Source organism: Nocardia sp. 149-1B (assembly GCF_057747975.1).
This window is the reverse complement of the sequence record NZ_CM173233.1, coordinates 4790165-4803795: the sequence shown is the minus strand read 5'-3', so window position 1 is coordinate 4803795 and position 13631 is coordinate 4790165. Positions and strand designations below refer to the sequence as shown.

The window sequence follows — 13631 nt, the reverse complement described above, 5'->3', positions numbered from 1 at the left end:
TGGCGGTCGTCACAGGAACGCCGGGCGGAGCCGCCCCGACTTGCTCGCGAGCCACCCGCAGCGGAAAGGTGCGGGGCATGGCCGCCACCGCGTCGTCGTACTCGATCACCATGCGTCTGCACACCGCGCCCGACAACGGGGTGGTCGGTGCGGTGGCCACGGCGATCTCACAGGCGGGCGGCGTGGTGACGGCGATCGACGTGGCGGAGTCGAACGCCGAGCGGCTCATCGTCGACGTCACGTGCTCGGCGAGCGATGCCGATCACGCCGAGGAGCTCGAGGCCGCCGCGGCCGCGGTCGAGGGCGTCGCGGTCTATCGCGTCAGTGACCGGACGTTCCTGCTGCACATCGGCGGCAAGATCGAGGTCGCCTCCAAGGTGCCGCTGCGCAACCGCGACGACCTGTCGATGGCCTACACGCCCGGCGTCGGCCGGGTCAGCATGGCGCTGGCCGAGAACCCGGGCGACGTGTCCCGCCTGACGATCAAGGGCAACTCGGTCGCGGTCGTCACCGACGGCTCGGCAGTGCTCGGCCTCGGCAACGTCGGACCGGGTGCCGCGCTGCCGGTGATGGAGGGCAAGGCGGCGCTGTTCAAGCGGTTCGCCGACATCGACGCCTGGCCGATCTGCCTGGCCTCCCAGGACACCGACGAGATCGTGCGGGCCGTGGAGATGATCGCTCCGGGGTTCGGCGGGATCAACCTCGAGGACATCGCCGCGCCGCGCTGCTTCGAGATCGAGCGGCGACTCCGCGAGAGCCTGGACATCCCGGTGTTCCACGACGACCAGCACGGCACCGCGATCGTCGTCCTGGCCGCCCTCACCAATGCCCTGCGCGTGGTGAAGAAGGAGATCCACGACGTGCGCATCGCGGTCTCCGGCGGCGGCGCGGCCGGCACCGCGATCGTGACGCTGCTGATCGCGGCGGGCGCGCCCGACATCGTGGTGTGGGACCGCGAGGGCTGCCTCTCGCGCGACGACGACACGCTCTCGCCGGCGAAGAAGCAGCTCGCCGAGGTCACCAACCCCCGGGGGGTCCGCGGCGACCTGCGAGCGGCCCTGGCCGGTGCCGACGTGTTCATCGGGGTCAGCGGACCCGGGCTGCTGCGGCCGGAGTGGATCCAGGACATGGCGCCGGATCCCGTGGTCTTCGCCCTGGCCAACCCCGACCCCGAGGTCGACCCCGCGGAGGCTGCCAAGTACGCCGCCGTGGTGGCCAGCGGCCGCTCCGACTACCCCAACCAGATCAACAACGTGCTCGCGTTCCCCGGGGTGTTCCGGGGCCTGCTGGACGCCCGGGCCAGCGAGATCACCATCGACATGCTGCTGCGCGCCGCCGAGGCCATCGCGCTGGTCGTCAAGGACGACGAGCTCAACCCGGCGTTCATCATCCCGACGGTCTTCCACCCCGACGTGCAGCGCAAGGTGGCCGCCGCCGTCCGCGGCGTCTGACCGCCAACGGTGGTTGAGGTGCGAGCGAAGCAAGCCTCGAAACCACCCCGCAGGTGACGGTCACCCCACCCGGCGCGGCCACCAGAACCGGTCGCCGAGCCGCATCGCGATCGCCGGCACCAGCAGCGTGCGCACGAGCAGGGTGTCGAGCAGCACGCCGAGGCAGATGATCGTGCCGAGCTGGGCGAGCACGACCAGCGGAAGCACGCCCAGCACGGCGAACACCGCCGCGAGCAGGATGCCCGCGCTGGTGATCACACCGCCGGTCGCCGAGAGCGCGCGCAGCATGCCGTCGCGCGACCCGTGCCCGACGGACTCCTCGCGGGCCCGCGTCACCAGGAAGATGTTGTAGTCGACGCCGAGCGCGACCAGGAACAAGAACGCGAACAGCGGCACCCCGCTGTCCATCGCGCCGAAGCCGAGCGGCCCGGTGAACAGCCACCACGAGGCGCCCATGGCGGCGGCGTACGTCGCGACCACGGTGAGCACCAGCAGCACCGGAGCGACCGCGGAGCGCAGCAGCAGCACGAGGCCGCCGAGCACCAGCACGAGGATCAGCGGCACGATCAGCCGCAGGTCGCGGTCGGATCCCTCGCGCTCGTCGATCGCCTCCGCCTCCGAGCCCGTGACGTGCGCGTCGTACGGCGCGACCGCGTCGCGCAGCGCCTCGACGGTGTCGGTGTTCTGGCCCGAGCGGCCGGAGAGCACGGTGTCGACGACGCTCACGCCGTTGCCGGTCTCGGAGACCCGAGCCGAGGTCACGCCCTCCACCGAGCGGACGGCGTCGAGCACCTCGTCGGCCGACCCCGTGGTGACCACCTGGGTCGGGTCGGCGGTGCCGGCGGGGAACGACTCGGCGAGGCGGCTCGCGGCGCTGATCGCCTCCGGCTCGTCGAGGAACTGCTCGGCCTGGTCGAGGCCGAGGTCGATGCGGAAGAGGCCGACGGCCATCACGGCCAGCAGCAGCAGCGACCCGGCGATGACCGTGCCGGGACGTCGGTCGACCCGCTCGCCGATCCGGTGCCACACGGTGCCGGACTCCACCGTCACGGTCTCGCCGACGTGCGGCACCCGCGGCCAGAACACCCAGCGGCCGAAGAGCACCAGCGCCGCGGGGAGCACGGCGAGGGCGAAGGTCGCGGCGACCACGACGCCGACCGCGCACGCCAGCCCCAGGCCCCGGGTGGTCGGCGTGAGCGAGAGCAGCAGCGTCAGCAGGCCGAGGACGACCGTGGTGGCGCTGGCGATGACCGCCTCCGCCGTACGCCGCAGCGCGTGCGCCATCGCGCGGTACCGCGACTCCTCGGTGCGCAGCTCGTCGCGGTAGCGCGAGATCAGCAGCAGCGCGTAGTCGGTGCCCGCGCCGAACACGAGCACCGAGAGGATGCCGACCGTCGACTCGTCCCACGCGACGTTCACCGCGGCCATCACCTGGGTGGCCAGCACGGCGGCGAGCCGGTCGGCCACGCCGACCACGGCCAGCGGGACCAGCCACAGGACGGGGCTGCGGTAGGTGATGACCAGGAGCACCGCGACCACGAGCGCGGTGACCAGCAGCAGTCGGGTGTTGGCGCCCTCGAACACGGCCGCGAGGTCGGCCTGGACCGCGGCCGGCCCGGTCACCTGCGCCTCGACCCCGTCGGGCGCCGCCTCGTCCGCCGCGGTCCGCAGCTCCTCGACGGTGTCCGCCACCTTGCTGGCCGCCCCGGAGGGCACCGGGATGGCGAGCAGCGCGGCGGTGCCGTCCTCGGACGGGACCAGCGGGCTGGCCTGCTCCCCGGACGGGCCGCCGCCGCGGGAGGCAAGGTCGCCGGCGGCGTCGCGCAGCGCGGCCAGCTGGTCGCCGGAGAGCTTGCCCTCGGCCGCGGTGAACAGCACGATCGCAGCCGTCGACACGTCCTCGGGCAGCCGGTCGAGCAGCGCCGCGCCCTGGGTGCTGTCCAGGCCCTTCGGCAGGGAGTCGGTGCTGCGGTCCGCGCGGTCGGCCTCGCCCACTCCACCGATGAGCGCCAGCGCCAGCAAGAATGGGACGAGCGCGACGAGCAAGGCCGAGCGACGGCCGGTGACCAGCGCGGCGATGCGGTGCGACATGAGAGCCTCCGGGGCGAGCAGTCGGTATGATCGCTAACTAGGTTAGACATCAAGTAGGTGAAACAAAAATGGCGGAAGCCGAGTCGTCCGGTCCGGCGACCGAGTTCGCCGACGCCTGGCGCCAGACCGGGAGCCTGGTCGCGCTGCGCGAGGCGATCGAGGCCGGCGCGCGGGTGCGGCACGTCGTCGCTCGGCGGGCTGGGCTCGGCGACTCCGAGCTGGTCGCGCTCCAGCACCTCGTGCGTTCACCGCTCGGTCCGGCCGAGCTGGCCCGACTGCTCGACGTCAGCACCGCGGCCTCGACCGGCATCGTCGACCGTCTCGCGGAGCGCGGGCACGTCGAGCGCCACCCGCACGCGGCCGACCGCCGGCGCACGGAGGTGCGGGTGACCCCCTCCGGACGCGAGGAGGTGCTCGCGCACCTCCTGCCGATGTTCACCGCCCTCGACGCGTGGGACCGATCGTTCACCGACGCCGAGCGGAGCGTGGTCGAGCGCTACCTGCGCGGTGCGCAGGCGGCGTTCGAGCAGGTCGCGGGTCCGGCGAGGAGCCCTCAGCCGCCGCCTTCGGAGGCGTAGAGCGCGGCGCCCACGACGCCCGCCTTGTTCAGCAGCGCCGCCGGGATGATCTCGGTGTCGAGGTCCAGCAGCGGGAGGAACTCCGCGGAGTTCTTGCTGACGCCGCCGCCGACGACGAACAGCTCGGGGGAGAAGAGCTTCTCGAGCGTGCGGTAGTACGTCGTGAGCCGCTTGGCCCACCGCTCCCACGAGAGGTCGTCGCGCTCGCGGGCACTGTTGGCCGCCCGCGACTCGGCGTCGTGGCCGTCGATCTCGAGGTGGCCGAGCTCGGAGTTCGGCACCAGCACGCCGTCGTGGACCATCGCCGAGCCGATGCCGGTGCCCAGGGTCGTGACGATCACCAGCCCCGACCGGCCCTTGGCCGCGCCGTACCGGACCTCGGCGAAGCCGGCGGCGTCCGCGTCGTTGACGACGTGCACCTCTCGGCCGGTCGCCTGGGTGAACAGGCGGTCGGCGTCGGTGCCGAGCCAGGACTTGTGGATGTTCGCGGCCGAGCGGACCACTCCGTGGCGTACGACGCCCGGGACCGTCACGCCGACGGCCCCGGTGCAGTCGGGGAACTGGGAGAGGAGCTCGACGAAGACGTCGGCGACCCGCTCGGGGGTCGAGGGGTCCGGCGTCTTGATCCGCACCCGCTCAGCGGCGAACTCACCGGCGTCCAGATCGACCGGGGCGCCCTTGATGCCGGTGCCGCCGAAGTCGATGCCGAAGGGCTGCTGTGCCGTCTGCGCCATCTCGCAACCCTAAACTGCACGGCATGTCGGCGCACGAGACCCGGATGCTCATCCTGGGTGCGGTCGCGCTCTTCGAGCCGGTCAACGGCTACCAGATCCGCCGCGAGCTGCTGTCGTGGCAGGTGGACCGGTGGGCCAACACCAACCCGGGCTCGATCTACCACGGGCTGACCTCGCTGACGAACCTCGGCCACCTGGTCCGCCACGACCTGGTCGACGCCGGCCGCGAGGTCGCGGTCTACGAGCTCACCCCGGGCGGGCGCGAGGAGCTGCGCCGGCTGATGGTGACCTCGTTGGAGACCGTCGACGCGTTCGAGCGAACGGCGTTCCACGTCGCGTTCTCGATGCTGCCGCTGCTGGACAGCGCGCAGGTGGTGCGGTCGCTGACGACGCGCCGGGTCGCACTGGAGGCGACCGTCAAGGAGCTCGCCGATCACAAGCCCGGCGTCGCGCCGCCGCACGCCACCCGGAGCATGCTGCTCTGGCTGGACATCGCGGTCGCCGAGCTCGCCTGGCTGCGCGAGACGATCGAGGAGGTGCGCAGCGGCACCCTCGCGTTCGAGATGGGCGACGAGGGGGGCTGGGTGCCGCCGCCCGAGGACCCCGGGTGGCAGATGAACGCCGAGCGGGACAAGTACCGCGCGCTACTGGGCCGTTGAGCGCTTCCTCGTCCGGGTCGTCAGGGTCGTCCTGGTCCGGCTGACCTCGGGAGCGTCCGAGCCGCTGTCCGGACCGCTGTCCGGGGTGGCAGCCGGCTCCTTCTGCTCGACCTGCTCGGGCACCGCGTTCTTCGTCGCCTTCCTGGCGGTCGTCTTGGCGGCGGACTTGGCGGTCGTCTTGGCGGCCGGCTTGGCCGTCTTCTTGGCGGCCGCGCGCTTGCGCGGCGGGCGCTGCGAGCGCAGCCGCACCCGCGGCTGTCCGCCGTCGGGGTGGTCGAGGTCGAGGTAGTCCTGGGCTCCGGCGAGCGCGCTGAGCCGAGGGAAGCCGTAGTGGCGCGGGTCGAAGGCCGCGTGCGTCTTGCCCAGGTAGGTGCCGACCGAGCCGAGCGCCGACCACCCGTCGTCCTGGGCGGTGCTGCGCACCGCAGCCTCGAGGATCTTGCGCAGGTCCGGCAGCGAGTCGGCCTCGGACTCCGCGTCGCTCTCGGTGCCGCCGTCGCCGGAGGTGTCGCGGGCGTCGTGGCCGTCGTCGCCCTCCCGCAGCACCTCGAGGAAGATGAACTTGTCGCACGCGGCTTGCAGGGACGCCGGCGTGCGGCGCCGGCCCAGGCCGTAGACGGTCTTGCCGGACTCACGCAGCCGGGTCGCGAGGCGAGTGAAGTCGCTGTCGCTCGAGACGATCGCGAACGCGTCGAGGTTGCCGGAGTAGAGCAGGTCCATCGCGTCGATGATGAGCGCCGAGTCCGTGGAGTTCTTGCCGACCGTGTTGGCGAACTGCTGGATCGGCTGGATGGCGTGCCGGGCCAGCTCGGACTTCCAGCCGGTCAGCTGCTGGGTCGTCCAGTCGCCGTACGCCCGTTTGACGGTGGGGCTGCCGTAGCGCGCCAGCTCGGCGAGCAGAGCGGCCGAGTGGGAGGCGGAGACGTTGTCGGCGTCGATGAGGACGGCGAGGCGCACGTCGGCGGGTTCGGTCACGTCCCACTCCTACCACCGTCGTAAACGGGGTGCCGCGCGCCGCGCCAACTGTCAGGCTCCAGACGTGCCCACCGAGCTCACTGCGGCGCGTCACCTCGACGCGATCCGCTCCGCGATGGTCGCCTTCGTCCGGTACGCCGACCGCGCCGGCCTGACGGCGCCGGTGCCGACCTGCCCCGACTGGACGGTCCGCGACCTGGTCGCCCACCAGGGCATGGTGCACCGCTGGGCCGCGGCGCTGGTGCGCGGTGAGCGCGACGTCGATGCGGACGCCTTCGAGGCGGCCGGCCGCGCCGAGAGCGATCCGCTGGGCTGGCTGCGAGCCGGCGCCGTCGACCTGGTCGAGGCCCTGACCCGCGCACCCGCGGACCTCCGGGCGACCGTGTTCCTCCACGACGCGCCGCCGCCCCGGGAGTTCTGGGCCCGCCGGCAGTGCCACGAGACGACCGTGCACGCGGTCGACGCGCTCGCGGCCGCGCTCGGCCGGCCGCCGACGGCGGAGGAGACGTGGATCGAGGCCGACCTCGCCGCGGACGGGATCGACGAGCTGCTCGGAGGGTTCCTCACCCGGCCGCGCTCGCGGCTGCGCTGCGAGGAGGAGGCGGTGCTCGTCGTCGACCCCGTCGATGTCGCCGACTGGTGGGAGGTGGAGCTGGGGCCCCGGCCCGCGGTCACCACCCGGCACCGCGGGTCCGCCGCGGAGGGCGACTGGGAGCTGGACGGCACCGCCGCGCACCTCTACCTGGCGCTGTGGAACCGCACCCCCCGCGACGGGCTCGAGCCCGGCTGGCGCGAGCGCGCCGCGATCACCTGGAGCTGACCCGGGGCGATGAGCCGGAGAGCGATGAGTCGGTGCGGTGCTGCGGGTCTGCTCCCGGGAAAGCGACTTGACGCACACTCTTCAACGTTGAACACTGATGTTCAAACTTGAACACGAGGGAGATCCCATGATCCAGGCACGAGGGCTCGTGCAGACGTTCCACACGGGGCGCGGCAAGAACGCCAAGGAGGTCCGGGCCGTCGACGGCGTCGACCTGGACGTCCACGAGGGCGAGGTGGTCGGCTTCCTCGGCCCCAACGGGGCGGGCAAGACCACCACGCTCCGGATGCTCACCACCCTGCTCAAGCCCACGGCCGGGACCGCCACGGTCGCCGGCCACGACGTGGTCACCGAGTCGGTGCAGGTGCGGCGCAGCATCGGCTACGTCTCCCAGGTCGGTGCGACGTTCTCGGGTGCCTTCGCCGGCGACGAGGTCGTCGACCACGGCATGCTCTACGGGATGTCGCGCGCCGACGCCGTACGTCGTGGGCAGGAGCTCTTCGCCCAGCTGCAGCTCGAGGGCCTCTGGAGGCGGATGCCGAAGAACATGTCCGGCGGGCAGAAGCGCCGTCTCGACGTGGTCATGGGCCTGATCCACGACCCGCGGCTGGTCTTCCTCGACGAGCCCACCACGGGCCTGGACCCCCAGGCGCGGGCGAACCTCTGGGAGCACATCCAGGGGCTGCGCACCCGGCTCGGCGCGACCGTGTTCCTCACCACCCACTACCTCGACGAGGCCGACGCACTCGCCGACCGGATCGTGATCATCGACCAGGGCCGCATCGTCGCCTCGGACACCTCCGACAACCTCAAGGCGCAGGTCGCCGGCGACCTGGTCGACCTCGAGGTCGCGGCCGACGACCAGGTCGCGGTCGCGGCGGCCCGGCTGGGCTCGATCGCCGACGGCGTCGAGACCGAGGGGCACCACGTGCGCGGCCGGGTCCAGCGGGCCGGCCGCGTCGTACCCGGCCTCTTGCGCGACCTGGACTCCTCCGGCGTCGCGCTGGACTCCATCGAGGTGCTCCGCCCGACCCTCGACGACGTCTTCTTGTCCCTCACCGGCCGGTCGCTGCGCGACGCGGACTCGGCCGACTCCCCGACCCAGGCCGAGGAGGTCTTGGCATGAGCTTCGCCCGTGAGAGCTCGATCGTGTTCCGCCGTCAGATCCGGATGAACCTGCGCAACCCCGCCTGGGTGCTGATCGGGATCATGCAGCCGGTGCTCTACCTGCTGCTGTTCGGCCCGCTGCTCAAGCCGCTGGTGGCCTCGTTCGACACCGGCACCACCAACGCCTACACGTTCCTGGTGCCCGGCCTGCTGGTGCAGCTGGGCATGTTCGGGGCGTTCTTCGCCGGGTTCGCGCTGATCGGTGAGTGGCGCGAGGGCGTCATCGAGGCCGAGCGGGTCACTCCGGCGAACCGGTCGGCGCTGCTCGTCGGCCGGCTGGCGCGCGACGTGCTGCAGCTGTTCGTGCAGGCGCTGATCCTGGTCGGCCTCGGTCTGGTCATGGGCATGCGCGGCTCGGTCTCCGGCATCACGCTCGGGGTGGTGATCACGCTGCTGGTCGGCGGCGCCTGCGCCGCGGCGTCCAACGCGCTGGCGCTGACCACGAAGAGCGAGGACGTGATGGCCCCGGTGATCAACATCGTGATGATGCCGGTGCTGCTGCTCAGCGGGATCCTGCTCCCGATGACGCTCGGCCCGGGCTGGCTGCGGACGGCCAGCGACTTCATGCCGTTCCGCTACATCGTCGACGCGGTCCGCAACGGGTTCGCCGGCGACCTCGCCACCTCGGCCGTGCTCTGGGGATCGGTCTGGGCGCTGGTGCTGGCCGCGCTCGGCACCTGGTGGGGCACCGCGACGTTCCGCCGCGAGAACGCCTAACACGTTGACCCGCCCGAAAGTTTCGGGCGGGTCAACGTGGTGGGTGGACATCTGTGCACTCGCAGGTCTAGACGGTTGACATTAACTGTGGTTTTGTAAACCTCCGATGTGACCACCGTCATCACAGGAGGCCGATTCCCATGACCGCGATCCCGCACAGCACCGTCCCCGACGGGTCGACCGCGGCCTGGAAGGACAAGAAGCGCTACCTGTGGCTCATCGGCCTCGTGGTGCCGTCGCTGGCGTTCATCGGCTTCGGGCTCTGGTCCCTCACCGGGTGGGGGGTGTGGTTCTGGATCGGGCCGTTCGTGATCCTGGTCGTGGTCCCCGCGATCGACCTGATCGCCGGGCTCGACCGCTCCAACCCGCCCGACGACGTGATCGAGGCGCTGGAGCAGGATCGCTACTACCGGTGGATCACGTACCTGTTCCTCCCGATCCAGTACGCCGGGTTCGTCGGCGCACTTTGCCTGATTTCTGGGGACTTGATCGGCGGCGCCGACCTCGCGACGATCGACAAGATCGGGCTGGCGGTCTCCATCGGCTGCATCGGGGGCATCGGCATCAACACCGCCCACGAGCTCGGGCACAAGCGCGAGGCCAACGAGCGCTGGCTCTCCAAGATCGCGCTCGCCCAGAGCTTCTACGGCCACTTCTACATCGAGCACAACCGTGGCCACCACGTCCGGGTGGCGACGCCGGAGGACCCGGCCTCCTCCCGCGTGGGCGAGAACTTCTACCAGTTCTGGCCCCGCACGGTCGTGGGCTCCCTGAAGTCCGCGTGGCGCATCGAGAAGCGCCGCTACGCCCGCAAGGGCCAGCACCCGTTCCGGATCGGCAACGACGTCCTCAACGCCTGGGTGATGTCCGCGGTGCTGTGGGGCGCCCTGGTCGCGTGGCTGGGCGTCGGCGTGCTGCCCTACCTGGTGATCCAGGCCGTCGTCGGGTTCTCGCTCCTCGAGGTCGTCAACTACATGGAGCACTACGGGATGCTCCGGCAGAAGGTCGGCGTCGGGGAGCGGCAGCGCTACGAGCGGGTCGACCCCACCCACTCGTGGAACTCCAACAACATCGCGACCAACGTGCTGCTCTACCACCTGCAGCGCCACAGCGACCACCACGCGAACCCGACCCGGCGCTACCAGTCCCTGCGCGACTTCGAGGAGTCGCCGGTGCTGCCGACCGGGTACGCCGGCATGATCGTGCTCGCCATCGTGCCCGCCATCTGGCGGCGGGTGATGGACCCCCGGGTGCTCGCCCACTTCGACGGTGACCTCTCGCGGGCCAACCTCAGCCCGCGCAAGCGCGACAAGATCCTGGCGAAGTACCCGCCCCCGTCCGCCCCGGTCTCGACCGGGTCGGCCAGCGAGCTGGGCGCTCAGCAGCCCGTCGATGAGGTGCTCGCCGCTCGGTGCCCCGGGTGTGGGTACACCTACGAGGTCGCGGCCGGCGACGAGCACGAAGGGTTCGCCGCCGGAACCGCCTGGGCCGACATCCCCGACTCGTGGTGCTGCCCCGACTGCGGCGTTCGCGAGAAGGTCGACTTCGTGCCGCTCCACGAGGCTCCCGCCTGAGGCAAGCCTGACCTTCCCGAGCCGCTGACCTGCGGAAACTTTGTCGAGGACATCCTCAGGTCGCGGTTCGGGCAGCCGTTCGGTAGCCCATGAACATTCGCGCACGCTCCTGGCAGCTGCGCCACCGTCTGATCGCTCTCGGGACGGGCAGCGTGGTGCTGACGGCCGCCGTGCTCGTCGGTGTCGGTGCCTGGCAGACCACCCGGTTCACGGGGGATGCCGACCACCGCATCAACGACCTCACGGCCTCCGACCTCACCCATGTGACCACCGGCATCGGCACCCTGGTCGCCGCCGTGGGCGAGTCCGTCCAGCAGGCCCAGGACCGTGGCATGACCGTCGCGACCTCGATGGTCCGTGGTGACGGCGGCCTGCGCCTCGACCCAGGCCGCACCGTGACCTGGAAGGCCGTCGACCAGGTGAGCGGTGACGTCACCACCGTGCGCCTGCCCGCCGCCACCGTCGGCGGCACCTGGCTGGGCCAGAACCTCGACGTGAAGGTCGCCACCCCCGTCGTCGACGACATCACCAAGGTCGTCGGCGGGTCGGTGACGGTCTTCCAGCGGATGAACGCCCGCGGCGACCTGCTGCGGGTCGCGACCACGGTCGAGACCGCGGACGGCACCCGCGCCATCGGCACCTACATCCCGGCTGTCGACGCCGAGGGCAACCCGAACCCGGTCGCCGCGGCGATCCGCGCGGGCAAGCCCTACCGCGGGATCGCGAAGGTCGTCGACACCTGGAACGTCACGGCGTACGACCCGATCCGCGACGGGAGTGGCCGCGTGGTCGGCGCCCTGTTCGTCGGGGTGCCGCAGGCCCAGGCCATCGCGGCGCTGAGCAGCGCGATCGCCGACACCAAGATCGGCGAGCACGGCACGGTCTCGATCGTCAGCACCGCCGACGCCGACCGCGGCCGCGTCGTCGCGTCCAGCGACGAGAAGGCCGTCGGCTCCACGCTCGAGGGCGAGGACGTGGACGGCAAGCCCTGGGTCGAGAAGACCCTGACCCGGGCCACCGAGCTGGCGGACGGCGCGCTGGCCTCCGCCCACTACCGGCTGCCCGGCACCGGAGGCGCACCCGCCGCCGACAGCACGGTGGTGGTCGGGTCCTACGCGCCGTACGGCTGGGCGATCGTCGTCGACGCCTACGGTCCTGACTTCGCCGCCGCGACCCAGGCGCTCGCCGACGGGCGGTCCACGATGCTCAAGGTCTTCATCCTGGTGGCGCTGGCCCTCGCGATCGCCGGGGCGGGCGTCGCCTGGGTGGTCGCCACCCGGATGTCGCGTCGGATGGGACGGCTGACCGCCGCGATGAGCGGGCTGGCCGAGCGCGACCTGACCGTGTCGGTGCCCGAGGACGGCGGCGACGAGATCGGGACGATGAGCCGGGCGCTCAACCTCGCCGTACGCCGGCTGCACGACCTGCTGAGTGAGATCAGCGCCGAGGCCGGCCGGGTCGACGACGCCAGCCGCCGGCTCAGCGGCGTGCGCCAGGACCTGACCGCCAGCGCCGACGCCGCGACCCGGCTCACGGGTGCCGCGGCGGCATCCGCCGGCGTGGTCACCGAGCACGTGCAGACGCTCTCGGTCGGGTCGGAGGAGATGTCCGCCTCGATCCGGGAGATCTCGGGCAGCGCCCAGGAAGCGGCGACGGTCGCCCGCGAGAGCGTGGGGCTGGCCGGCGACATGGAGGGCGTGATGCGCACCCTGAGCGACTCGTCCGCGCGGATCGCCGAGGTCGTCGACGTGATCACCTCGATCGCCGGGCAGACCAACCTGCTGGCGCTCAACGCCACCATCGAGGCCGCCCGCGCGGGCGAGGCCGGCAAGGGCTTCGCCGTCGTGGCCAACGAGGTCAAGGAGCTCGCGAGCCAGACCGCACGCGCCACGGAGGAGGTGGCCTCGCGGGTCGCCGCGATCAAGGGCGACACCGACAGCGCGGTCCAGGCGATCAACGCGATCACCGAGACCATCGGCCGCGTCGACGGCTACCAGACCGCGATCGCCGCGGCGGTGGAGGAGCAGACCGCGACCACCAACGAGATGGCGCAGAACGTCGCCTCCGCGGCGGCGGGCAGCGGGCAGATCTTCGACAGCCTCGGCGAGGTCGAGGTCACGATGGAGCGCACCCGCGAGGCCGTCGACGAGTCGTCGCGGGCCACCGACGACCTCGGCCGGACCGTGTCACGCCTCGCGGAGCTGGTGGGCGCCTTCCAGGTCTGAGCCGCACGAGCCGGGCCGCAAGGGCCGGCCGAGCCGGCCGGGCACGGTCCCTACACTCGGGGGGTGCCACCGACCACGCGCTCGCGGATCGTCGACGCGGCGGTCGCGATGACGGCCGACGCAGGCTGGTCCACGGTCACGATGGCGGCACTCGCCGAGCGGGTCGGGGTCAGCCGGCAGACGGTCTACAACGAGGTCGGCACGAAGACGGGGCTCGCCGAGGCGATGATCGGCCACGAGCTGGAGCGGTTCCTGGGCGTGGTGTCCGAGGCGTTCGACCGGCATCCCGCCGACCTGGTCGGGGCGATCCGGGCCGCGTCCGCCGGCGTGCTCGAGCTGGCCCAGGACAACCTGTTGCTGCACGCCGTCGTGTCCGCGACGCACGGAGCGGACACGGAGCTGCTGCCGCTGCTGACCACCCACGCAGAATCGCTGCTCGCTGCGGCGAAGCTGGTCGTGGCCGAGCGGCTCGCGCCGTACGCGCTCGACATCGAGGGCCGGCGCCTGGAGGCGGCGATCGACGTCGTGGTGCGGGTGGTGCTCAGCCACGTGATGCAGCCCTCCGGCAGCCCCGCGGACACCGCCGACGACATCGCGTGGATCGCCGCGCGGGTGCTCCAGGACCCCGGAGCCGGCTGAG

At 72.0% G+C, this 13631-nt stretch carries 12 protein-coding genes; 9 read left to right on the top strand and 3 right to left on the bottom strand.

Features of this window, described 5'->3' with window-relative positions:
• The first annotated feature begins 77 nt into the window (after positions 1 to 77).
• Positions 78 to 1451 (top strand): NAD-dependent malic enzyme, encoded by a 1374-nt coding sequence (locus AC3ANS_RS23015; protein WP_488293895.1) that lies wholly within the window; start codon positions 78 to 80, stop codon positions 1449 to 1451.
• A 60-nt stretch (positions 1452 to 1511) separates the two neighbouring features.
• On the opposite strand, the gene AC3ANS_RS23010 is transcribed toward AC3ANS_RS23015, so the two are convergent.
• Positions 1512 to 3542 carry an MMPL family transporter gene (locus AC3ANS_RS23010; RefSeq protein WP_488293894.1) on the bottom strand — a complete coding sequence of 677 codons (2031 nt, stop codon included), beginning with the start codon at positions 3540 to 3542 and terminating at the stop codon, positions 1512 to 1514.
• A gap of 68 nt (positions 3543 to 3610) precedes the next feature.
• Here AC3ANS_RS23010 and AC3ANS_RS23005 point away from each other — a divergent pair, with 68 nt between their 5' ends.
• Positions 3611 to 4120, top strand: coding sequence for a MarR family winged helix-turn-helix transcriptional regulator (locus AC3ANS_RS23005; protein WP_488293893.1), 510 nt, complete (start codon positions 3611 to 3613; stop codon positions 4118 to 4120).
• Here the strand turns inward: AC3ANS_RS23005 and ppgK are convergent.
• On the bottom strand, positions 4096 to 4854 hold the full coding sequence (gene ppgK, locus AC3ANS_RS23000) for a polyphosphate--glucose phosphotransferase (RefSeq protein WP_488293892.1): 759 nt from the start codon (positions 4852 to 4854) through the stop codon (positions 4096 to 4098). The two genes, AC3ANS_RS23005 and ppgK, sit on opposite strands and share 25 nt — an antisense overlap.
• Positions 4855 to 4877: 23 nt before the next feature.
• On the opposite strand from ppgK, the gene AC3ANS_RS22995 reads away from it, so the two are divergent.
• Positions 4878 to 5513 carry a PadR family transcriptional regulator gene (locus tag AC3ANS_RS22995; protein WP_488293891.1) on the top strand — a complete coding sequence of 212 codons (636 nt, stop codon included), beginning with the start codon at positions 4878 to 4880 and terminating at the stop codon, positions 5511 to 5513.
• Here the strand turns inward: AC3ANS_RS22995 and AC3ANS_RS22990 are convergent.
• Complete coding sequence (locus AC3ANS_RS22990; RefSeq protein ID WP_488293890.1) at positions 5499 to 6488, bottom strand: NYN domain-containing protein; 990 nt, start codon at positions 6486 to 6488, stop codon at positions 5499 to 5501. The two genes, AC3ANS_RS22995 and AC3ANS_RS22990, sit on opposite strands and share 15 nt — an antisense overlap.
• Positions 6489 to 6552: 64 nt before the next feature.
• Here AC3ANS_RS22990 and AC3ANS_RS22985 point away from each other — a divergent pair, with 64 nt between their 5' ends.
• The 6 genes from AC3ANS_RS22985 (at position 6553) to AC3ANS_RS22960 (ending at position 13630) form a co-directional block, all read left to right on the top strand.
• Complete coding sequence (locus tag AC3ANS_RS22985; RefSeq protein WP_488293889.1) at positions 6553 to 7308, top strand: maleylpyruvate isomerase family mycothiol-dependent enzyme; 756 nt, start codon at positions 6553 to 6555, stop codon at positions 7306 to 7308.
• Positions 7309 to 7435: 127 nt separating this feature from the next.
• On the top strand, positions 7436 to 8434 hold the full coding sequence (locus tag AC3ANS_RS22980) for an ATP-binding cassette domain-containing protein (RefSeq protein WP_488293888.1): 999 nt from the start codon (positions 7436 to 7438) through the stop codon (positions 8432 to 8434).
• On the top strand, positions 8431 to 9192 hold the full coding sequence (locus AC3ANS_RS22975; RefSeq protein ID WP_488293887.1) for an ABC transporter permease: 762 nt from the start codon (positions 8431 to 8433) through the stop codon (positions 9190 to 9192). Before AC3ANS_RS22980 ends, AC3ANS_RS22975 begins: the two co-directional genes overlap by 4 nt.
• A gap of 140 nt (positions 9193 to 9332) precedes the next feature.
• Entirely contained in the window at positions 9333 to 10766 is a 1434-nt protein-coding gene (locus AC3ANS_RS22970) for a fatty acid desaturase (RefSeq protein WP_488293886.1), read from the top strand.
• An 89-nt stretch (positions 10767 to 10855) separates the two neighbouring features.
• Complete coding sequence (locus AC3ANS_RS22965) at positions 10856 to 12991, top strand: methyl-accepting chemotaxis protein (protein ID WP_488293885.1); 2136 nt, start codon at positions 10856 to 10858, stop codon at positions 12989 to 12991.
• A gap of 63 nt (positions 12992 to 13054) precedes the next feature.
• Positions 13055 to 13630, top strand: a complete 576-nt coding sequence (locus AC3ANS_RS22960) for a TetR/AcrR family transcriptional regulator (RefSeq protein WP_488293884.1) — start codon at positions 13055 to 13057, stop codon at positions 13628 to 13630.
• The last annotated feature ends 1 nt before the right edge of the window (position 13631 follow it).